Annotated in this window: 19 protein-coding genes; 1 reads left to right on the forward strand and 18 read right to left on the reverse strand. The window is 57.5% G+C overall.

The window, feature by feature from the left end; all coding sequences use genetic code 11:
- Nucleotides 1-116: 116 nt before the first annotated feature.
- From J7412_RS11870 to J7412_RS11925, 12 genes are all read right to left on the reverse strand, one after another.
- Complete coding sequence (locus J7412_RS11870) at nucleotides 117-1928, reverse strand: methyl-accepting chemotaxis protein (protein ID WP_209078849.1); 1812 nt, start codon at nucleotides 1926-1928, stop codon at nucleotides 117-119.
- A gap of 720 nt (nucleotides 1929-2648) precedes the next feature.
- Complete coding sequence (locus J7412_RS11875; protein ID WP_209078850.1) at nucleotides 2649-3413, reverse strand: LuxR family transcriptional regulator; 765 nt, start codon at nucleotides 3411-3413, stop codon at nucleotides 2649-2651.
- A gap of 310 nt (nucleotides 3414-3723) precedes the next feature.
- Nucleotides 3724-4413, reverse strand: a complete 690-nt coding sequence (gene phoB / locus J7412_RS11880) for a phosphate regulon transcriptional regulator PhoB (protein WP_209062710.1) — start codon at nucleotides 4411-4413, stop codon at nucleotides 3724-3726.
- 23 nt (nucleotides 4414-4436) lie between these two features.
- Entirely contained in the window at nucleotides 4437-5132 is a 696-nt protein-coding gene (gene phoU / locus J7412_RS11885) for a phosphate signaling complex protein PhoU (RefSeq protein WP_209078851.1), read from the reverse strand.
- A 12-nt stretch (nucleotides 5133-5144) separates the two neighbouring features.
- Nucleotides 5145-5942: a phosphate ABC transporter ATP-binding protein PstB gene (gene pstB / locus J7412_RS11890; protein WP_209062706.1), complete on the reverse strand. Its 798-nt coding sequence runs from the start codon at nucleotides 5940-5942 to the stop codon at nucleotides 5145-5147.
- Between the two features lie 17 nt (nucleotides 5943-5959).
- Nucleotides 5960-7315, reverse strand: coding sequence for a phosphate ABC transporter permease PstA (pstA, locus tag J7412_RS11895; protein WP_209078852.1), 1356 nt, complete (start codon nucleotides 7313-7315; stop codon nucleotides 5960-5962).
- Complete coding sequence (gene pstC / locus J7412_RS11900; RefSeq protein ID WP_209078853.1) at nucleotides 7312-8784, reverse strand: phosphate ABC transporter permease subunit PstC; 1473 nt, start codon at nucleotides 8782-8784, stop codon at nucleotides 7312-7314. The genes pstA and pstC overlap by 4 nt, the downstream gene beginning before the upstream one ends.
- Nucleotides 8785-8874: 90 nt before the next feature.
- Nucleotides 8875-9912 (reverse strand): substrate-binding domain-containing protein, encoded by a 1038-nt coding sequence (locus J7412_RS11905; RefSeq protein WP_209078854.1) that lies wholly within the window; start codon nucleotides 9910-9912, stop codon nucleotides 8875-8877.
- Nucleotides 9913-10065: 153 nt separating this feature from the next.
- Complete coding sequence (locus J7412_RS11910) at nucleotides 10066-11154, reverse strand: ATP-binding protein (protein ID WP_209078855.1); 1089 nt, start codon at nucleotides 11152-11154, stop codon at nucleotides 10066-10068.
- Between the two features lie 132 nt (nucleotides 11155-11286).
- The gene (locus tag J7412_RS11915; RefSeq protein WP_209078856.1) at nucleotides 11287-11808 is read right to left on the reverse strand and encodes a gamma carbonic anhydrase family protein; all 522 of its coding nucleotides are present in this window, start codon (nucleotides 11806-11808) and stop codon (nucleotides 11287-11289) included.
- The gene (gmk, locus tag J7412_RS11920) at nucleotides 11808-12449 is read right to left on the reverse strand and encodes a guanylate kinase (protein WP_209062693.1); all 642 of its coding nucleotides are present in this window, start codon (nucleotides 12447-12449) and stop codon (nucleotides 11808-11810) included. Before gmk ends, J7412_RS11915 begins: the two co-directional genes overlap by 1 nt.
- Before the next feature lie 4 nt (nucleotides 12450-12453).
- Complete coding sequence (locus tag J7412_RS11925) at nucleotides 12454-13344, reverse strand: YicC/YloC family endoribonuclease (RefSeq protein ID WP_247743905.1); 891 nt, start codon at nucleotides 13342-13344, stop codon at nucleotides 12454-12456.
- Nucleotides 13345-13579: 235 nt separating this feature from the next.
- Here J7412_RS11925 and J7412_RS11930 point away from each other — a divergent pair, with 235 nt between their 5' ends.
- Nucleotides 13580-14278 (forward strand): PAS domain-containing protein, encoded by a 699-nt coding sequence (locus tag J7412_RS11930; RefSeq protein WP_209078857.1) that lies wholly within the window; start codon nucleotides 13580-13582, stop codon nucleotides 14276-14278.
- Between the two features lie 147 nt (nucleotides 14279-14425).
- On the opposite strand, the gene J7412_RS11935 is transcribed toward J7412_RS11930, so the two are convergent.
- Genes J7412_RS11935 through J7412_RS11960 form a run of 6 tightly spaced genes read right to left on the reverse strand, consistent with a single transcriptional unit; the run spans nucleotide 14426 to nucleotide 21483 of the window.
- Nucleotides 14426-15145 carry an alanyl-tRNA editing protein gene (locus J7412_RS11935; protein WP_209078858.1) on the reverse strand — a complete coding sequence of 240 codons (720 nt, stop codon included), beginning with the start codon at nucleotides 15143-15145 and terminating at the stop codon, nucleotides 14426-14428.
- A complete protein-coding gene (locus J7412_RS11940) occupies nucleotides 15142-17601 on the reverse strand; it encodes a DUF3772 domain-containing protein (RefSeq protein ID WP_209078859.1) in 2460 nt (819 codons plus the stop codon). The genes J7412_RS11935 and J7412_RS11940 overlap by 4 nt, the downstream gene beginning before the upstream one ends.
- 12 nt (nucleotides 17602-17613) lie before the next feature.
- The gene (locus tag J7412_RS11945; RefSeq protein ID WP_209078860.1) at nucleotides 17614-18651 is read right to left on the reverse strand and encodes a cysteine synthase A; all 1038 of its coding nucleotides are present in this window, start codon (nucleotides 18649-18651) and stop codon (nucleotides 17614-17616) included.
- Between the two features lie 58 nt (nucleotides 18652-18709).
- Nucleotides 18710-19837: a gamma-glutamylcyclotransferase gene (locus tag J7412_RS11950; protein WP_209078861.1), complete on the reverse strand. Its 1128-nt coding sequence runs from the start codon at nucleotides 19835-19837 to the stop codon at nucleotides 18710-18712.
- A 3-nt stretch (nucleotides 19838-19840) separates the two neighbouring features.
- Nucleotides 19841-20275: a TrgA family protein gene (locus tag J7412_RS11955; RefSeq protein ID WP_209078862.1), complete on the reverse strand. Its 435-nt coding sequence runs from the start codon at nucleotides 20273-20275 to the stop codon at nucleotides 19841-19843.
- On the reverse strand, nucleotides 20272-21483 hold the full coding sequence (locus J7412_RS11960; protein WP_209062671.1) for a cyclopropane-fatty-acyl-phospholipid synthase family protein: 1212 nt from the start codon (nucleotides 21481-21483) through the stop codon (nucleotides 20272-20274). Before J7412_RS11960 ends, J7412_RS11955 begins: the two co-directional genes overlap by 4 nt.
- Nucleotides 21484-21494: the final 11 nt, after the last annotated feature.

Genomic DNA, 21494 nt, shown 5'->3' on the forward strand with positions numbered 1-21494 from the left:
GCTGCATCTCTCCGGCTCTCATCCTAAAGGCCGCCATACGGCCTTCTCAGAAGGCCAGAATGCATAAGGGGACCCTGAAACAGGATCCCCTCATCTGGTTCTACAAGCTGCGTTGATCAGGCCGCGATGTGCTGCGCTTCCGTCTCAGTGGCAACATCATTGTCAGCGGAGCCATCCGCTTCTTCGATCTCAAAGACGGACAACTGCTGGATCAACTCAACGGAGTTGTCTTCCAGCGTTGTGCAATGCTGCTGTGTCTGATCGACCATCGCAGTGTTCTGCTGCGTGACACGATCGAGCTGCGCAATACCGGTGTTGACCTCTGCAATCGTATTGGACTGCTGATCCACCACCTGCACAATTTCTCCGACCACATCGGAAATCCCGCCAACCTTGTCAGCGATGCTCTTAAGCTCACCGCCCATGCGCGCCACCAGATCCACACCTTCAGACACCTGATCCGAGCTGACCGCGATCAGATCCTTGATCTCCTGCGCGGAATCCGTGGATCTGAGCGCCAGCGAGCGCACTTCGGAGGCAACAACCGCAAAGCCCCGTCCAGCCTCTCCGGCGCGGGCCGCTTCCACACCTGCGTTCAGCGCCAACAGATTGGTCTGAAATGAAATGTCCTCGATCACCGCGATGATCGCCGAAATCTGGTTAGAGGAGGTCTCGATCTTGGTCATTGAAGACGCGGCCATAGTAACAATCTCGCCGCTTTGATCCGCCTCTTCCCGCGCTTCAGACACAATCTGCTCGACGTTGCGCGCGCTCTGCGCTGCAGACTTTGCGCTCGCCGTCAGCTCCTCCATAGCGGAGGTGGTTTCATCAAGGGTCGCGGATTGGCCTTCGGTACGTTGTGCCAACTCACGAGACGCGCTCGCCAACTCAGAGGAGAAGTGCTTCACGGTCGAAGAGTTTGCACGGATCGCAGCCAACAGGGAGTTCAGCTTCTCCGCTGAGGTGTTGAAGTCTTTGCGCAGAGTGTCCATCGAGCCGGCAAATGCTGTGTCCAGACGATAGGTCAGATCGCCCTTCGAAAGCTCTTTAAGTCCCTTGCCGAGCGCCTCGACAACGGTTTCAACCTGCCGAGCATTCTCGCGGATTTCCTCTTCCTTGCGCTGATTGTCTTCAAGCGCCTCACGCAGAGACGCCACCACACGCGCCAGCGCACCAATCTCATCTTTTCTCTGGGCAAGGCTGTCGTCCGGAGTCACATCCCCATCCGCCATACGGCTCAGCAAGGCCTGCAGGTGCGCGATCGGGCGGGTGACAGAGCGGGTGACCGACAGCGCGGCAAAGGCAGACAAAACAACGGCTGACAAAAGGATGATCACCACATGCATGCCAAAGCTGTCCATTGCGGCTGTTACTTCTGTCCCGGCCGCCTGGTTCGCGGCTTCTTCAAAGTCGATGAACTCGTTGATCACCCCGAGCCAGTCAGAAAACAGAGGCGACACCACATAAAGCAGCTCGAGCGCCTGCGCTTGCTGCTGAGGGTCACCCGAATAGATCTTGGCGGCGATCTCATCAACCAGTGGATTGGTTTTGGCCTGCACTTCAGCAATACGCGCGGCGATTTCGATTTCTTCAGGCTGCGCCTGCGTGCTATCTGACAGCAGTTTGGTCAGTTGCACCTCGTTTTCCGCATAATCCGCAGCCAGTTTTTCAATCAGATCAACCTGCGCATCGCGTTCGGTGCCAGCAGGGATCAAAACAACATCGCGGATAGCAATGGCTCTGTCGTGTACGCTGCCGCGAAAATTGATCGCATGACGTTGCTTCACAGAATTGATCTCGTTGATTTGCGCCAGCGTTTCGCGGGCTGCTTCAACCCTCCAAACGGCGACCATCGCGAGGCCAATCATGAGAATCAACATAAAACCAAACGTGACAAATAATCGTGTACCGATGGCTAGGTTGTTCATGTCTTCTCCATTTCCAATAGCCTGTAGCGATCGCCACAGAAGCCACCGCATGTCTTTTGGCGACACTCAGAAATTGGCGATAACGAACGGTTAAACGCGCAAAAGAGTTGATCAGGCGTTTGATGAGGGGAGGGCGTTTTGAGAGCCATCTCGCATAGGCGTAGCCTGAAGAAATGGCAGTGAAATTGCCTCAAAAACAAAGGCTTAAAAAAGATAGGGCCAGCTCGAATGGCTCTTTACGTTACAACAAAGCCGTTGGTTCACTTTATGCATTTAGGTGCAAAGGTCTGAGAGGCAAAAGGCCTTCCATCTCTCAGAATGCACGCGCAAGGTGATCGTCCTCGTCATACCTTAAACCCTAACAGTACAGCGCCTTGCCCACGTTGGTATGAAACCGAATCTTCTAAGCCGTTGATTCTCGGGAGTGCAAAAACTCCGCACCAAACAGAAAAGCGACGCCACCTAAAGATGACGCCGCCCTTTTTCAAGGCCTCCAAAACATGGGGATGGGGAGGCCACCGAAAAGTGTCAGCTCCTAGTTAAAATAAACCAAAGCTAACGTCCGGGTTGATACCGGTCGACCCAGAGAGCCTCGTAATTGCGAGGATCAGTGCCGATGTGTTCCAAGGCCAAAGCCACCACTCACGGAACAATTCGATAGTGCCAGTCTGACAATTAACCAACAAGTCAGGGATACCATACTAATGACCCTATCATGCGTCAGTTTTGCCCCTCTAGCAAGTAAATTTGACGCATAAATGACGCCTTTAGCAAAGCTTGCGCCGTTGTCTCTACATTCATGGCGTCTCTGGCGAGTCGCAAATGCTTCTCAACTGTCGCGGGAGTGCGCTCGATCAACAGAGCAATATCCTGAATAGTTTTGCCGTCACCGACCCATTCCAGAACTTCTCTTTGACGTTTTGTGAGTTCGCGTTCTGGGTTTTTATAGGGCAGTGACTGTATTTTAAGATGTACCACATTATTGATTAAAGAGATTTCCCGCCCCACAGATTTCCAGAGCTTATCGACCTCTTCCTGAGACATGTCTGTGCGTGCACCCAGTGAAATCGCACCCTTGTGCCGTGACGAAACCGTCGGAAAACTAATAGTGTAGCCAGCGCTCAAACCGTAGCTTCTGTTGACCTCATAAACGCGCATCTGTTTCTCGGTCAGATTTCCAGCCGCAAAGGCGTTTTGAATGATGCTCCAACTTTGTGCGCCAGCATTGTCCAGCGACCATTTCATCATCGGACCGTCGAAATAAAGCCCTTCACCGATATATTTGTCGAGATAGTCGCGCTGGTGGTTGGACAGGATAAAGAAATCTTCCACATCGCCCAGCGACATACCGCTGCGATAGTTGGTGTAGCCATAGATGATTTTGTCAAAACCATAGGTCGCCATTTTGGCGCAGTGCAATTCCCAGAGCGCTTCAAGACTGGTCTGGTTCATCACCGTTTCAACATAATCCAAAGATTCGTCCATACGTGCATCCGTTTGGCAAGTAGACGAACAAGCGCCGGATCGGTTTACGGGCGCTCATTTCGGCAGAATTTCAAGTTTTCATCAGGACCGTTCATCCCCACGAACTAACCCTTAAGGTATAGTAAAGCCCAGTTATGTGTCCAGAGGTGGTTTCATTATCGTTGGAGTATCACTAGATGACATAATACCAATTATATGAAATACGGACCACATAGCCAAGCTTGATCCAGCATCCGAACTTCTCTTGATTATCAGCGGCATACAAGGCGCACCTCAATGCGCCCTGCCTGCTTAATGAGGCAAAAGAAAATCAGCCAAGCGCATAGCCTGCGCCGCGCACTGTTCTCAGCGGATCTTCTCCGCCATGCACACAGAGCGCTTTACGCAGCCGCCCGATATGCACATCCACCGTGCGGCTATCGACGTAGATGTCACGGCCCCAAACCCGATCTAGAAGCTGCTCCCGGCTCCAGACCCGGCCGGGCTTCTCCATAAAGGTAGCGAGCAACCGGAACTCGGTCGGCCCCAAACGCAGCGCTTCATCAGAGCGCGTCACGCGATGGGTTTCAGCGTCCAGAATGATATCCTCATAGGTCAGCGTCTGACCCACCGAGGATGGTCGCACACGGCGCAGCTGGTTGCGCACCCGCGCCATCAGCTCCATCACAGAGTATGGTTTGACCACATAGTCATCTGCGCCGGTCTCAAGGCCGCGGACACGGTCCACTTCCTCAGAACGCGCAGACAACATGATCACCGGAATGTCTTTGGTCTCCGCGCGGGTTTTCAGGCGCCGACAGATTTCGATGCCAGATGTGCCCGGCAGCATCCAGTCGAGCACGATAATATCGGGCAGCACTTCCTGAACCATCAGCAGTGCCGTGTCGCCATCTGCGGCGGCCTCCACATCAAAACCCTCTGCCTGAAGGTTGTAGCTCAGCACTTCGCGCTGCGCCGGCTCATCTTCTACAACGAGAACTGTGGGATGATCTTTTGCCATCTGCTTTGCCTCTCAAACCGCCGTTAGACGTCCAGTCGGGTCGCCTTGGGGCGCGCTTCTTCCGGCATGGAGCCGGTCACCAGATAGATCACCTGCTCGGCAATCGCGGTCACATGGTCGCCCATGCGTTCGGTGTTTTTCGCCATGAAATGCAGGTGCATACAGGGCGTGATGTGGCGCGGATCTTCCATCATGAAGGTCAGGAATTCGCGGAACAACGCATTGTACATCTGGTCGATGTTCTGATCGCGCTCCAGCACATCCTGGGCCAAAGCCACGTCGCGCTGGATAAAGGCATCCAGCACATCTTTGAGCATCAGCTGCACTTCCTGTGCCATCCGGCGCAGCGAGCTGTGCGCGCCCTCAACTTGCTCCATATGCACCAGAACCGCGGTGCGCTTGGCCATGTTTTTGGCATAGTCGCCAATGCGTTCCAGGTTGGCGGCGATTTTCATCACCGACAGCACAACCCGCAAATCCACGGCCGCTGGCGCACGCAGCGCAATCAAATTGGCGCATTGCTCGTTGATCAGATCTTCAAGCGCGTCCACTGCCTTGTCGCCCTTGCGCACTTCAGCTGCGAGCTCTTCGTCGCGGTTCTGCATGGAGGTGGCCGCATCACCGATCGCCGCCTCAACAAGGCCGCCCATTTTCATCACATGCGCCTGAATGCCCTCAAGGTCACGGTCAAAGGCAGAGGCAATATGTTGGTCGTTCATAATCCAGTCTCCTTAGCCGATCCGGCCAGTGATATAGCTTTCGGTGCGTTCGTCTTTTGGGTTGGTGAAGATCTGCGAGGTCTCCCCAAATTCCACCAGATTGCCCAGGTGGAAGAACGCGGTTTTCTGGCTCACACGTGCGGCCTGCTGCATGGAGTGCGTCACGATCACCACGGAATACTGGTGGCGCAGCTCGTCAATCAGCTCTTCGACCTGTGCGGTGGCAATCGGGTCAAGCGCTGAACATGGCTCGTCCATCAGCAGCACTTCTGGCTCGGTTGCCACAGCGCGCGCGATACACAGACGCTGCTGCTGACCACCAGACAGGCCGGTGCCCGGCGCGTGCAGGCGGTCTTTCACCTCATCCCAAATCGCACCACGGCGCAGGGATTTCTCAACGATATCATCAAGATCCGCTTTGTTCTTGGCGAGCCCGTGGATGCGCGGGCCATAAGCGATGTTGTCATAGATCGACTTTGGGAACGGGTTCGGTTTCTGGAACACCATGCCCACTTTGGCGCGCAGCTGCACCGGATCGACACGCTTGTCATAGATGTCTTCGCCATCAATCAGGATGTCGCCCTTCACACGACACACATCAATTGTGTCGTTCATCCGATTGATACAACGCAGGAAAGTCGACTTACCGCAACCGGACGGACCGATAAAGGCGGTCACAGCTTTGGCGTCGATATCGACGTTCACGTCTTTGATCGCATGGGTGTCGCCGTAATAGACCTGCACGTTACGGGCGGAGATTTTGGTTGAATTCTGGTCCACAGCGGCCCCCAGTTCAGCTTGATCGTACATGTGTTTCAATCCTTTGCTTACCAACGGCGCTCAAACCGGCGGCGCAGGATGACTGCGAGAGTGTTCATTGAGATGAGGAAGACCAACAGAATGATGATCCCGCCCCAAGCGCGTTCATAATAGGCCGGGTCAGCCCGTTTTGCCCATTCATAGATCTGCGCGGGCATCGCGGAGTTCGGATCGAGCAGACCGCTGGCAATACCGTCCGGCGCGTTGGAGGCGATATAGCCTACCATACCGATCAGCAGCAGAGGTGCGGTTTCCCCAAGCGCCTGCGCCAGACCAATGATGGTGCCAGTCAGGATGCCAGGCGCAGCCAGTGGCAGCACGTGGTGGAAGACCGATTGCATCGTGGAAGCCCCTACCCCCAGCGCTGCATCACGGATGCTTGGCGGCACGGATTTCAGCGAGGCACGGGTCGAGATGATGATGGTCGGCAAGGTCATCAGCGTCAGCACCAGACCACCCACCAGCGGTGCGGATTGCGGCAGGTGCATGAACTGGATGAAGACCGCCAGACCAAGGATACCGAACACGATGGATGGCACCGCTGCGAGGTTGGAGATATTCACCTCGATCAGATCTGTCAGGCGGTTCTTGGGCGCAAATTCTTCAAGATAGATCGAAGCGGCCACGCCCAATGGCAGCGCCAGGAACAGCACCACAAACATCATGAACAGGGAACCCAGCATGGAGACACCAATACCGGCTTGCTCTGCGCGGCTTTCGGATGCATCCGCGCCGAAGATGAAGGCCGGGTTGAATGTTTTTGCGAGAACGCCCGCTTTCTGAAGCCCATCCACGATGTCGAGGTGCTCTGCGTCGATGTTCTTGTCACGCGCCAGATGTTCGCGCTTCACGCGGTCCTTCAGATAGCCATCAACGCGGCTGGAAGCGAGGAACTTGAACTCTACGGTTTGGCCAATCAGCGCCGGATTGTCGATCACCGCCGCGCGCACCTGACCAGCTGCGGAGGCCGAAATCAGCGCCTTCATGTCTTTGGACTTTTTCAGCGGCGTTTCAATGCCCGCATCCTCAACCGCTTTCAGAACAGCCTTTTGGATCAGAGGGTTATAGCCGAAGGTTGAGACCTTCTTGATGTCGTCGATGTTGCGGTTGCCCTTTTTGTCGAGCTTGGCTTCATCCAGATAGACCGGCACCGTAATGAAGGTCTGCTGGAAGGCGCCAATACCGCTTGTCACGATGGAAAACAGCAACACGATCAGAAACAGGATGCCTGTCGAAATCGCCGCGACACCATAGGCGCGGAAGCGTTTCTCGGCGGCATTGCGCTTCTTGGTGCGCGCGTCCACGGTCGTGAGCGAGCCGGACTGCGGCTTTGCGCCAGCGTTGGGAAGGCTTGCGTCGGTCATTCGTACTGCTCCCGATACTTACGGACGATGTAGAGGGCAAAGACGTTCAGCCCCAAAGTCAGAACAAAAAGTGAGATGCCAAGGGCAAAGGCGACCAGCGCCTCAGGGGAGGCAAAGTCAGAGTCCCCGGTCAGCTGAGAGACAATCTTGGCGGTCACGGTGGTCATGGCCTCAAACGGGTTGAGAGACAGCCTTGCAGCGGCCCCTGCCCCCATCACCACAATCATGGTCTCGCCAATCGCGCGGCTTGCAGCCAGAAGGATCGCGCCGACGATGCCCGGCAATGCGGCTGGCAGGATCACCTGTTTGATGGTCTCAGACTGGGTTGCGCCCAGACCATAGGAGCCATCACGCATCGCCTGCGGCACAGCATTGATGATGTCATCAGACAGCGAGCTCACAAACGGGATCAGCATGATGCCCATGGCGATACCAGCGGTCATCACTGCGCGGCCACCGCTCATCCAACCTGCGCCACCTTCGCCGAACACGGAAACAAGTAGCGGCCCAATGGTCAGCAGCGCGAAGAGACCGTAAACGATGGTCGGGATACCCGCGAGGATCTCAAGCAGCGGCTTGGCAATGCCGCGCACCCGTGGTGTGGCGTACTCAGACAGATAGACCGCAGCGAACAGGCCAATCGGCACCGCCACCAGAAGCGCGATGATCGAGATATAGATCGTCCCCCACAGCAGCGGCAGGATGCCCAGCTTGGAAGCGCCCCCACGGCCGGAGAAGCTTGGCGCCCATTCCAGCAGCGTGAAGAAGTCCGCCGCCGGATAGAGGCGGAAGAACTCGGCGGTGTTGAACACCAGCGAGAGCACGATGCCAATGGTGGTTAGGATAGCGACAGAAGCCGCCGCCATCAGCAGCGCCAGAACGCCCTGCTCCACCACATTGCGCGCTTTGTAGTCCTTGTCCGCCTGACGCACGGCAAAGCCCGCAGCACCCAGCGACACCAAAAGCACCAGTGCGGCCAAAATCAGGCTGCCGGTGTTGGTCATGGTGCGGTAGGCCTGCGCGGCCAGCAGAATTGGCTGGGTGATGGTGGAGGTCACAACCTGCCCCGCCTCTTTCAGGCTGGCGGTCAGCGCCTCGACATCGGCACCCGGATCGTTGGACAGATCCTGAGAGATCACACCGGCGGCCACCGCGTTGTTCAGCCCGTCCGCGGTGCGGCGCACCTCGGCCATCACGAGGCCAATGCTGGAGCCTTCTTTGATCTCGGCTTCAGGGATCATACCGGAAATGCTGTTCTGGATGACAAGTGGCTGGGCAATCAGCCAAACAATCATCAACCCGAACGCGGGGGCCACGACTTTCATAGACACATTCCAGCCGTAGTAGTTCGGCAGGGAATGGAGATTTCGTGCGTCACCACCAGCGCTGCTCAACGCGCGCTGTCTCCCAAAAATAAAGCCGACGATGGATATCGCCAGCACAATCACACAGAGCCAAATTACAGGCATGGGTCCCCCAGAGGTCTTATTCCAAGACAAATTGGAAAAGAGGCGGCGACGAGCGCCGCCTCAAGTTGTTTCATCGACACTCAGGTCGGATTAGCTGTCGCCGCCCATGGTTTTCTCAGCAGCAACTGCATCCTGAGTTTCAACCAGTGCTGGGTCGGACACCAGGCCGTACTCTGCCAGAGGGCCGTCGCCGCCTGCGATCTCATCGGAGATGAAGAACTCAGCATATTCTTTCAGGCCTGGGATCACGCCGATGTGCGCTTTCTTCACGTAGAAGTACAGCGGGCGGGACACTGGGTATTCACCGGTGGAGATGGTTTCGGTGGAAGGCTCAACGCCCGCCATGGTCGCCACTTTCAGCTTGTCGGTGTTGTTCTCATAGAACGCCAGGCCAAACACGCCGATGCCGTTTGCGTTGGAGTCGATGGAGGCCAGGGTCTCGGTGTAGTCACCGTCAATGTCCACGGCGCGGCCGTCAGACATCACTTCCAGACATGCGTCTTCTGCATCGTCCTCGGACATGCCAGCGTGGATCATCGCTTCAAAAGCGCCAGTGGCTTCACAGCCTGCGGCCACAACTTTCTCTTCGAACACTTCACGGGTGCCGTGCTTGGTGCCAGGGATGAACGCCAGGATGTCTTCGGCTGGCAGGTCCGCGTTGAAGTCGGACCATTTTTTGTGTGGGTTGTCGACCAGCTTGCCGTCAACCATAACTTTTGGTGCCAGCGCGTTGAAGATGTCAGACTGCGTGAAAGCCACATACTCAGGGCCGTTCAGCTGGGAAGCAAACACGATGCCGTCATAACCGATGCGCACTTCGATGATGTCGGTCACACCGTTCTCGGCACAGGCTTTGATTTCTTTGTCACGGATTTTGCGGGACGCGTTTGCAACGTCGGTGTGCTCGGTGCCAACACCCTGGCAGAAGCGCTTCAGACCTGCGGAAGAACCACCGGATTCAACAACCGGGGTTGGGAAATCGAAGTTTTCGCCGAAAGCTTCTGCAACGATGGAAGCGTAAGGCAGAACCGTGGAGGAACCGGCGACCTGAACTTGGTCACGCGCGGCGGCAGAAGTGGCAGCAACGGCCGCGATGGCCAGAGCAGAGGCAGTCAGTTTGACAGACATTAATTTAACTCCATGTGTTGTGGACTGTGTCGTTGCCAGTCTCACGACGCGGTCTAATGCGCCTGTTCGAAGCTTTTGTGACGGCTATGTAACAGCTGTATGACAGTGGGCCAGAAAATATGTCTTTTGCGCAAAAAAGACGTTAGGTAAAGGTTAACGCAGCGGTAGCAACACTTTGAAAACACTACCTTTACCCACCACGCTGTCGATCTGCAGACGCCCCCGGTGACGGTTAATAATGTGTTTTACAATTGCGAGGCCAAGGCCGGTTCCGCCCATTTCCCGCGACCTATGAGAGTCGATCCGGTAAAAACGCTCCGTTAAACGTGCAATGTGCACAGAGTCGATTCCCGGACCGTCATCTTTGACCGCCAGCGCAAAGCCCGGCCCCATCACGCCATTGCTATTGCTGCGCTCTTTGAGGGTCACGGTCACCCGCGTGCCGCGCCCGCCGTATTTCAACGCGTTCTCCACAAGGTTTGTGACAACCTGCAAAAGCTGATCCGCATCGCCTGCCACCACGGCCGGATCGCGCTCCCGCTCATAGATCAGCGCGCAATCGTTGTCTTCTGCCATTGGCCCAAGATTTTGCAGCACAGAGCGGACCACCTGATCCAGATCCACCGGATCCGTGGGCCGCATCCGTGAAACCTCTTCCACACGGCTCAAAGACAGCAGATCCCCCACAAGGCGGTTCATCCGGCTTGCTTCTGCCGACATGATTCCAAGGAAACGGTCCTGCGCCTTGGGATCCGCCCGCGCAGGCCCTTGCAGCGTTTCCACAAACCCAAGGATTGCAGTCAGCGGCGTGCGCAGCTCGTGGCTCACATTGGCCACAAAGTCGCGGCGCATCTGATCGAGCTGCTGCATTTCAGTGACGTCCTGAAAACAGATCAACACACCTTTGAAGCTCTGCCCGCCCTGCGGCAGACGCAAGCCCCGTGGCCCGCGGTCATCAGGTGTCAGTGTCACGGGCGAACAGGTCACATCATAGCGGTGTTCCTGTGGACCTTCGCTGTGCAGATAGATCGCGCGCTGCGCGTCGCCCTCGCGCAGGCAATCCTCAACCGCCGTGTTCAGGCTCGGCTGGCGAAACACCAGAATCAGGGGGCGATCCCCATCCGCATGCGGGTTCAGCTTCACCGCCGCCGCATTGCCGCCAATGATCCGGGCGCGGCTGTCCACCAGCACCGCTGGTAGGGGGATGGCCTCCAGATAAGACCTGTAAAACTCACGCTGCATGTCGACTCCCTGCCTCAAACACCGCGCCAATCCGGCATGGCGCACTTGCAAGGCTCAAACCGCAGATTTGTAACAGAGATATGACAAACCCGGCCAGCAAAGCCAGCTTTGTCATATTTCACCACCCACGCGTCAGATTTCGCGCAGCCCGGTTTTGTAGCGCAGGAAGTTCTCCTGATAATGCAGCGCCGACAGCCGCAGCTTGGCAATCGCCGCCTCATCCAACGCGCGCACCACCTTGCCTGGCGTGCCCATCACAAGGCTGCCATCCGGGATTTCTTTGCCTTCCGGGATCAACGCCCCTGCCCCGATCAGGCAGTTTTTGCCGATCTTTGCGCCATTCAGAACGATTGCACCCATGCCGATCAGGCTGTTCTCGCCGATGGTGCAGCCATGCAGCATCACCTTATGGCCAATCGTACAACCCGCGCCGATCGAAAGCGGAAAGCCCATATCCGTGTGCAGCACACAGTTTTCCTGCACATTAGAGCCAGCGCCAATGCGAATTTCTTCATTGTCACCGCGCAACGTGCTGCCAAACCAGACCGAGGCACCAGCCTCCAACACCACATTACCGATCAGATTGGCATCCGGCGCGCACCAGCTGTTCTCGTCCTGCTGCGGCTGCACCCCATCCAGCTCGTAAATCGCCATCAGGACATCTCCTCAAACTGCATCTGCAATTGGCGCACATGATCCTGAAGCTCCGGCTGCTGAATCCGACGCATCCGCTCGGCCTCGACAATGGTTTTCAAGCGCGCTTCAGTCTCATCCAGATCATCATTGACCAGCACATAGTCATAATAGCCCCAGTGGCTGATCTCGTCCCAGCTCTTGAGCATACGTTTGGCGATCACATCCTCACTGTCCTGCGCGCGGGTTTCCAGACGGCGGCGCAGCTCGACAATGCTGGGTGGCAGGATAAAGATCGACAGCGCGTGTTTGCCGAGATCCGAATTGCGGATCTGGATCTCGCCCTGCCAATCGACGTCAAACAGTACGTCTTGACCGGAATCGATGGTCTCTTTCACAGGGCCCGCTGGGGAGCCGTAGAAATTCCCGAAGACGTGAGCGTGCTCCAGCATCTGGCCTTCCGCCACCTGCGCTTTGAACGCATCTTCTTTCATGAAGAAGTATTCGCGCCCGTGCTCTTCGCCGGGGCGTGGCGCACGTGTGGTGGCAGAAACCGAAAACTTCAGCCCCGGATCCCAGGCCATCAGGCGCCGCGCCAGCGTTGATTTCCCTGCGCCGGAGGGGCTCGACAAAATGATCAGAAGGCCGCGTCTGTTGCTCATAGTCTCATTCCACGTTTTGAACCTGTTCCCGCATCTGATCTATCACGGCTTTGAGGTCCAGCCCAATCCGCGTCAAATCCACCGATTGCGCCTTGGAACAGAGCGTATTGGCCTCACGGTTGAATTCCTGCATCAGAAAATCGAGTTTGCGGCCAATCGGGCTGCCGGTTTCGATCAGCCCACGCGCGGCCTCAACATGGGCACGCAGCCGGTCCAGCTCTTCCATAACGTCGGATTTCACCGCCAGCATCGCCAGCTCTTGTGCCACTCGGGCTTCATCCGCCCCGTCACTGTTCTCAAGAACCCGCGCCAGATTGCTGCGCAGGGTGTCCGCACTTTCCGCCCGCCGCGCCTCTGCCGCCTCCGCCGCCTGCGCGGTCAGTGTTTCAATCTGGCTGAGGTGATCCATCAACACGGTCTGAAGCGCCTGCCCTTCCTGTTGGCGCATCGCCTTAAAACTCTCAAGCAGCGCAGGCACCTCCGCCATCAGCGCCTGCAACAGCGCTTTGGTGTCGGTCTCCTCAGAAGTGGTTTCCAACACGCCCCGGATGCCCAGCACATCGCTGGCCTTTGACGGTGCGAGTTTCACACCGGCCTCTGCCGCCTGTGCCTCTGCCGTCTTGATCGCACTCAACACGGCGGCCAGCTGTCCGGCATTCACCGACAGTCCACCCTGCTCTTCATCTTTCTGAACACGCAGCGACAGGTTCACGCTCCCGCGCGCTAGCGCCTTGGACAAAGCGCCGCGCACCGCTGGCTCCAAACCTTCAATCCAGTCAGGCACCCGCAAACGCAGGTCCAACCCTTTGGCATTCACACTGCGCAGATCCCACGTCCAGCTGTGTCCCAGCGCGTCTCCCTTATGGGACGCATATCCTGTCATTGACTCCAGCATCAGATCCTCCTGCCGCTAAGCTATTGCTGCACCTAAATCTATTCTGAGCTGAAGAGCAATGTTAACGCGCCGATGCGTTAACCAATTTTGACTATTTTGGGCGCAAAACAAATAAAATGTGAGATAAGTGTTTTACGAGTTGTAAACGCTTTCCGTTCCGACAGATAATCAAGAAAGAACGAAAGCTTCTGCGTACGAGTAACGACTAACGCCATAGGTATTCGGGGAGAGAGTTGTGAGAATTTTTGGAGACGGAAAATCTGGTGCCGCCAAAGTGCACAGCATCGAGGTGATGCAGGAGGTGAAAGCCTACTGGGAAGGTCTCCGTGATGGCGACTCCATTCCATACCGCAGCGATGTTGATCCGCGCCGTATCCAGAAACTCCTGAAGCACGCTTTCATTCTGGAACGCATTGCACCGGGTCTCGCCCGTCTGCGCGTCTCCTGCAACACCCTTTCTGACGTGATGGGCATGGACATGCGCGGCATGCCAATGTCTGCCCTGATCAACGGCGACTCCCGCGAGGGCTTTGGCGAAGTGCTGGAAAAAGTGTTCTCCGCACCCGCCGTAGGCCGTTTGGAACTTACCTCCCGCCGCAGCTTTGGCCGTACCGGTCTGCAGGGCGAAATGATGCTCCTGCCCCTGCGCAGCGACTCCGGTGAGGTGAACCGTATCCTCGGCGCAATCACCATCGATGGCGACGTTGGCCGCAGCCCGGAACGCTTTGATCTGGAAGGCAGCTTCCTGCGCCGCATCGAAGCCGCAAGCGAGAACAGCTCTGAGCCGGTCGCGACTATCCTGCGCCCGCAGAAGATTTCCATGCCTCAGTTTGATCCTGCCGCGCAAAGCGCCAAAGCGCCCAAGACACCTGTGCAGACAACTCTGGCCCCCACCAAACACGCCCACCTGCGGCTTGTGGTGACTGACAGTTAAGACCTCTGGAGAACCCTCCACTGGTCACGAAAAAGGCGAGGTCTATTTGGTCATGGCACCTCGCCTTTTTTCGTTTTTTACCGTGAATTCAATGCACTAAAGAACACAGCTCGCGCATAGATATTGCCCTTGAGCCTCGCTGCGACTTTACCCTTCAAGATGAAGATAAACGCGGCGGTTCTGACGCCCTTTTTTCTCGATCTTGCCGATCCGCACGCGCCCAATCTCACCGGTACTCGCCACATGTGTCCCACCACAGGGCTGCAAATCCACCTGTTCCGTGTCAGAGCCGATCCGCACCAGCCGCACACGACCGGCGCCTTTAGGGGGCGCAACAGACATAGTCTTCACAAGCCCCGGATTGGCTTCCAGCTCTTCATCCGTGATCCAGGTCTCTGAAATCGCAAAGTCCTGAGAGATCAGCGCGTTAAGAGCATCCGATAAGGCCTCTTTGTCCTCCGGCGCCTCCGGCATATCAAAATCTAGCCGGCCTTTCTCGGTGCCAATCGACCCACCGGTCACCGGCAGCGGGATCACCACAGACAACAGATGCAGCGCCGTGTGCACACGCATGTGGCGGTGACGACGGGGCCAATCCAACACCTGCATCAGCTGCGCCCCGACGGGTGGCAGCTCCTCCGGTTCCGAAGGCACCAGCGCAATGCCGCCATCCGGCACCTTGACGGCCGTGGCGATTTTCAACGTCTTACCGTCCCAGCGCAGCTCGCCACTGTCGCCGGGTTGCCCACCGCTGGTTGCATAAAACAGCGTCTCATCCAGCAGGATGCCGCCTTCCGGCGTGTGTCCGATCACCTTTGCCGGTGCTTCCTTCAGATACGCATCTTTCAAAAACAACAAGTCTGTCATCGCCCCTCCCCGTCAGGCTCCCCCTCAGCGGTCCCGTCACCGCCCATATCCTCCGCGTCAGGCGGCGTTAGCTTGCTCTTGGCGGGCGCAACTGGCGCTCTGTCCTCCGCATCCACAGGCTTCGGCGCCGCAGCAGGTGCACTGCGCAAAGCTTCCGGATTGCGCAACCAGATATCGCGCTGCGCAAAGGGTATCTCGATGCCTTCCGCAACAAACCGCTCCGCTATCGCGTGGTTGAGATCGCTTTTCACGGTCAGCATCCAGTTCACATCCCGCAGAATGGCGCGGATTTCAAAGTCCAGCGCATCCGCGCCAAAGCCCTGAAACACCACCGCTGGCCCCGGATTGGCCAGCACCATCGGATGGCCTTCCGCGATTTCCATCAGGATCTTCTCAACCCGCCGCGTGTCTGTGCCATAGGCCACGCCCACCGGTACAATCACACGCCCAACCGTGTTACCGCGCGTGTAATTGGTCACCGTGCCAGAGATCAGGTCGGAGTTCGGCACCACCACATCTGTGCGGTCAAAGGTCTCAATCCGCGTGGAGCGCACCGAAATATCGCGCACATAGCCCATCTGGCCGCCGACCTCGATCCAGTCGCCCTCGCTCACCGGGCGCTCAATCAGCAGGATGATCCCGCTCACAAAGTTGGACACGATGGTCTGCAGACCAAAGCCGATCCCAACAGACAGCGCCCCGGCAAACAGCGCCACATTGCTCAGGTTGATGCCGGCAATCGACAGGGCCACCAGAATGGCGATGAAATTACCAATGTAGCCTGCACCCGACACAATCGCTGTCTGCCCACCCACATCCACGCGCGTCTTGGGCAGGATGTTGTCGCGCAGGAAGCTCTGCATCAAACGTGTGATGCCGTGACCGATCACAAACACGACAATCAGGATCAGGATCACCCGCGGTGACAGGGTCAGCCCGCTGAAGCTCAGCCCGTTGTTCCACTGGGTCCACAGCTCCTGAAGGTCTGCTGTGCGCACGCCCCAGGTCAGCGCCAGTATCGGCAGCGCGGCAATCACCATGGCGATGCCCGTGATCACCGCCGCCAGCGAACTTTCATCGTCATCACGCCCTTCGAGCGCGGCGTAGACCTTCTGGATCACCCGTTGGGAAACCAGCAAGAAGCCCACCAACAACATGGTCTTGGCGGTGGAGAAAATCAGGAAGCTGCCGCCGCGCACCAGACCAGCCAGCGACACCGCAATCCCGACAACCGCAGCGCCCATGGCAAAAACCGCCAGAATGCGCAGCATCTGCTCAAGCGCCGAGCGGCTCAGCGAGGTTTCATCGGTCAGGCTATGGGCATGCTTCTTGCCCAGCAAAGCGATCTGCACGAGGCAGACAGCCGCCAGAACGCAGAGCACAAAGAACACCACCGACTCTGTGCCACGATCCCAGCTTTCAAAGCGAGACATTTCGCCGGTGAGCGTCGCCAAAGCCAGCAACGCGCCCAGCACTGTCGCCGCCCGGCGTCCGCGACGTTTGTCCTTCTCCGTCAGATTGACCGGCATCAAAGGACGCTCATGGCGCGAGAAAAAGCGCTCTCCAAGCCATTTTGCCACCAACAGCTCAAAGGTCATCTGCGGCAGCAGTGACAGGATAACGCCACCACGCAGCCCCGCCAGATCAGTGGCATAAACCGCCTCTGCCAAAGCCACCGCGCCCAGCATCGGCAACAGCACTTGACCAAAGGACAGCAAAAAGACCGAGATCCAGCGCAGCGCCGACATATGCTCGCTTTGAGAAACAATCCGGCTCAGGGCCGCATCGGTCCAGCGCATACCGCGCGTCACCAGCAAGGCGCCAATCGCCAGATAGAACAGCATCAGCGGCAATGACTTGCGCAGCTCATGGCGCAGGCGTTGCTGCTTCCAGTTGCCCTCAAACTCCAGCGTCAGCAGGCGGATGGTCTTGCCCACTTCAACAAAGGCCGCAGGCCAAAGCGAGGGGATCAACGGGATTGGCCCCGGCTCCAGAAGCAGATCTGTCTGCCGGTCCCGCAGCAAAGCATCTATCGCACGGATCAGCTCATTGGCCTCCGCTTGAGCGAGCACTGCTTGCCGGATGGGGGCCTGCGCCTCAGAAAGCTGGGTTTCCAATCGCTGCCGCTCGGCGGCCACATCTGCGGCTTCACCGCCCTCAGGCACCGGCCCCAGACGGTTCAGCTGTGCCTCCAAGGTCTGAGAAGACACGCTGCTGCGCGAACTGTCGGCGGCAAACTGTCGGCGCCAGTCCACCAACTGTTTGCGCAGCTCGGTCATCGCACCTTCAGAGGCGCGATTGTTTTCAATGGCCAATTCGGCACGGGCCGCGACGGAGCGCCAATCCTCGTAGTTTGGCCCGGCATCTGGCCCGCTGGCGCTTTGCGCCCAGACCGCCGTCATCCAGACAACCAAACACAGGGTTGCCGCTAGCAGGGTCCGGGCGAAAGCGCGCATCGTCAGTTGCCCTTAGACGTCTTCAAACACGCCCGGAATGCTGGATGGGCCTTTGTTGCCCAGCCATTCCGGGGTCGGCAGGCCTTTTTCCTTCAAGAACGCCGGGTTGAAGAGTTTTGACTGATAGCGTGTGCCATAGTCACAGAGGATGGTCACAATGGTGTGGCCCGGGCCCATTTCTTTCGCCATGCGCACCGCACCGGCGATGTTCACACCGGAGGAGCCGCCAAGGCACAGGCCTTCGTCCTGCAGCAGATCAAAGACATACGGCAGCGCCTCTTCATCAGAAATCTGATAGCTCATGTCCGGGGTGAAGCCCTCAAGGTTGGCTGTGATCCGGCCCTGACCGATGCCTTCGGTGATCGAGCCACCTTCGGATTTCAGCTCACCTGTGGTGTAGAAGCTGTGCAGCGCCGCGCCCATTGGGTCGGCCAGACCGATTTTCACGCCTTTGCCCTGAATGGCTTCGGCCACACCGGCCAGCGTGCCGCCGGAGCCGACCGCACAGATAAAGCCGTCCACTTTGCCGCCGGTCTGTTCCCAAACTTCGGGGCCGGTGGTTTCCACGTGGGCGCGACGGTTGGCGACATTGTCAAACTGGTTCGCCCAGATCGCGCCGTTTGGCTCGGTCTTGGCCAGCTCTGCGGCCAGACGGCCAGAGTAGCGCACATAGTTGTTGGGGTTGCGGTAAGGCGCGGCGGGCACCTGCACCAACTCCGCACCCGCAAGGCGCAGCATATCTTTCTTTTCCTGAGATTGCGTCTCAGGGATCACAATCACGGTCTTGAACCCCATGGAGGCGCCCACCAGCGCAAGACCGATCCCGGTGTTGCCGGCGGTGCCTTCCACAATGGTGCCACCGGGCTTCAGCTCACCGCGCTCAAGCGCATCTTTGATGATGTAAAGCGCCGCACGGTCTTTCACCGACTGGCCAGGGTTCATGAATTCCGCCTTGCCGTAAATCTCACAGCCGGTCGCCTCGCTCACTTTGTTGAGACGGATCAAAGGGGTGTTGCCGATCGCTTGGGCAAGATCACGGGCAATATGCATGTTGCGCGGTCCTTTTATGGATGTTTGAAAACCTGTGTAGGCAAGGGCGCGCCGGAACTCAAGCGGTCCTGCGCAGACGATCACGATGGCGTGCCAACCACAGCGCCGCCAGCACCAGCGGCGCATTCACCGCCTGCATCTGATCCACCATCTCCATCAGCCTGTCATAGCTGAACAGATACGAGCGGATATCCTCTGCCTCCTGATCCAGACCAGAGACGCCGATCACGTCATCCGGCAGATCCGCAAGCCCGACAAATATGTTGTAAAATTCGGTCGTACAGCCCGGCGAAGCATAGCAATTGGCCACCTCATGCAGCGCGCCCAGCGTCAGTCCCGCCTCTTCTTCCGCCTCCCGACGTGCGGTGTTCTCCGCTGTTTCTCCGGCATCAATGCGCCCGGCAATCGGCTCCAACTGCCAAGGCAGCGCATCGCCACGCACATATGGGCCGGGACGGAACTGCTCAATCAGCATCACGCGGTCACGCACCGGATCATACGGCAGCACGATCACCGCGTCAGTCGCCACAAATACCGCTCGCTCCACCATTTCGCTTTGCGCACCGTCATAGCGGCGAAAGCTCAGCGTCAGCTCCTCCAGCGTGAAATACTTTGCATAGGGGCGGTTCAGCGTCACATCGCTGACGTCATCGCGGGTCATGCCGCTTGGGCTGACGGCGAGATTGCGCGCTTGCGCCTGCGCTTTGGATGTCGCCCGCGCCCGGATCATCGGCAGCATCCGGTCCACGTCCTCGCGGCTGCGCGCGCCGAAATAACTCATCTCCTCGATGGCACCGAATACTGCCGCCACACCATATCGTTCCTGCCACGCGCTGAGTGACCAAGGCCCATCCGGCACCCAACCCGCGTCCTCGCTTTTGAACACCTCCGTGGTCTGGGCCGTTCCCTCCAGATCCACAGTGACCGGCTCAAGATCATAATCAAAGCCGCCTTCATAGAACTCCAGGCGCGCCACATCCGCCTCGGTAAGTGCGCCGATCCAAAGCCCCTCGGCAACCTCTCCCGGTGCATCCTTGATGATCGGAAAATCCTGCCCCTGCACCGCGTAAACCGCGTGACCCTTCAAGCGCGCTGGCGCCAGCTTCAGGGCTTCGGCGGTTTTCCCAAGCACAGCCTCAAGCAAAGGCACGTGTCGCAACGTGCCATAAACAAACAGATTTTTCATAAATCAACCCCAGCGGCGATAAGCAAAGTTGGTGACATATCCGCTGATCACAATGCCAACCGCAAGGGTGATATAGACCGGCGTCGCTGCGAGATATTGCCCATATTTCAACGCGATGGTCACAATCATCTCAAGCGCCTCAACCGGTTCGTCAAACCGTCGGCGCATGGCAAGTCTCAGCATCTCGATGGTGCCAAACACCGCCAATCCCCAGAAAACCAAGGACACCACACCAAGCATCCCCAAACCGAAGGAGCCGCTGCGCCCGGCGCGCGGCCCCATAATGCGCCAGCCAACACAAAGCCCCACAGCTGCGGAGATCAGCGTCATATAGCCGGGGTTTGAGCCTTCCGGCATTTGCGGCTTGGCGAATTCCGCCACAAACCCGCCGACCACGGCGAGTGAGATGGCAGCAATCAGTTTGTTGGATGAGATCATGCGCCCGGTTTGGATATTGTGATTTGCGTTACGTCACAACTTCCACTGTGAAACGCCGCGGCACAAGAGGTTAGGTAAAAATTCCACATCCGGCGGAACCTTTCATCAAACCCCATGGGCTGTATGCGCTCCCATTGCGCATTAAACGTGTCATACCAGCGCCGCAGGGTCTGGCTGTAGCTCTCGCCAAACTCAATCGACCCGGTGAACAGTAGACCGGCCTTCTTGACCTCATCCTTAAGCGCGGTCGGGCTTGGCAACATGCCACCCGGAAAGATGTATTTCTGAATGAAATCAACACCTTTACGATACTCTTCAAAGCGGCTTTCGGTGATCGTGATAATCTGCAGCGTGGCCTTGGCACCGGGCTTCAGACGATCCCGGACGGTTTGGAAATAGACCGGCCAGTATTTCTCGCCCACGGCCTCAAACATCTCGATGCTGGCAATCCCGTCATAATGCGCGGTCTCGTCGCGATAATCCTGAAGCTTGAAGTCCACAAGGTCAGAAAGACCAGCCTTTTCAATGCGATCCTGCGCGTATTTGAGCTGCTCTTCTGAAATGGTCAGCCCTGTCACACGCAGCCCGCGCTCCTTGGCGGCATATTCCGCAAAACCGCCCCAGCCACAGCCGATTTCCAGCACATGATCGCCGGGCTTCACGCCCATCTGATCCACCATGGAGGCGTATTTTGCGGTTTGCGCCGCCTCCATGCTCTCTTGACCGGTTTTGAACAGGGCCGAGCTGTAGGTCATCGTGTCATCCAGCCACAGACCGTAAAATTCATTCCCCAAATCATAGTGATAGCTGATGTTCTTCTTGGCCTGCGTCTTGGAATTGTTGTTCATCCAGTGCCGCATACGTTCATAGGCGCGCACAAAAAACATCCCCGGAAAACCATCATAAAGAGCGTCATTATCCGCGCGCAGAAAATCAAAAAACGCCTGCAAGTCCGGTGTGCTCCACCAACCTTCCAGATAGGCCTCAGAGAACCCGAGCTCGCCTTCGCGCATCAAACGGCCAAATGTATCGCCATTGTGCACATGCATCTCGCAGACCGGACCGGGCTTTGGACCTTCGGCTCGGAACACACGGCCATCCTCCATCACAAAATCAATCCGCCCGTGATTGATCTTTTGGGCTGTCGCAAAAACAGCGGAAAAATAGCGCGGCAAGTTGGTCTCACCTTGTGTTGAAGTCAGGAACATCTTTCTCCCTC

Source organism: Shimia sp. R9_3 (assembly GCF_017743755.1).
Classification (GTDB): domain Bacteria; phylum Pseudomonadota; class Alphaproteobacteria; order Rhodobacterales; family Rhodobacteraceae; genus Shimia.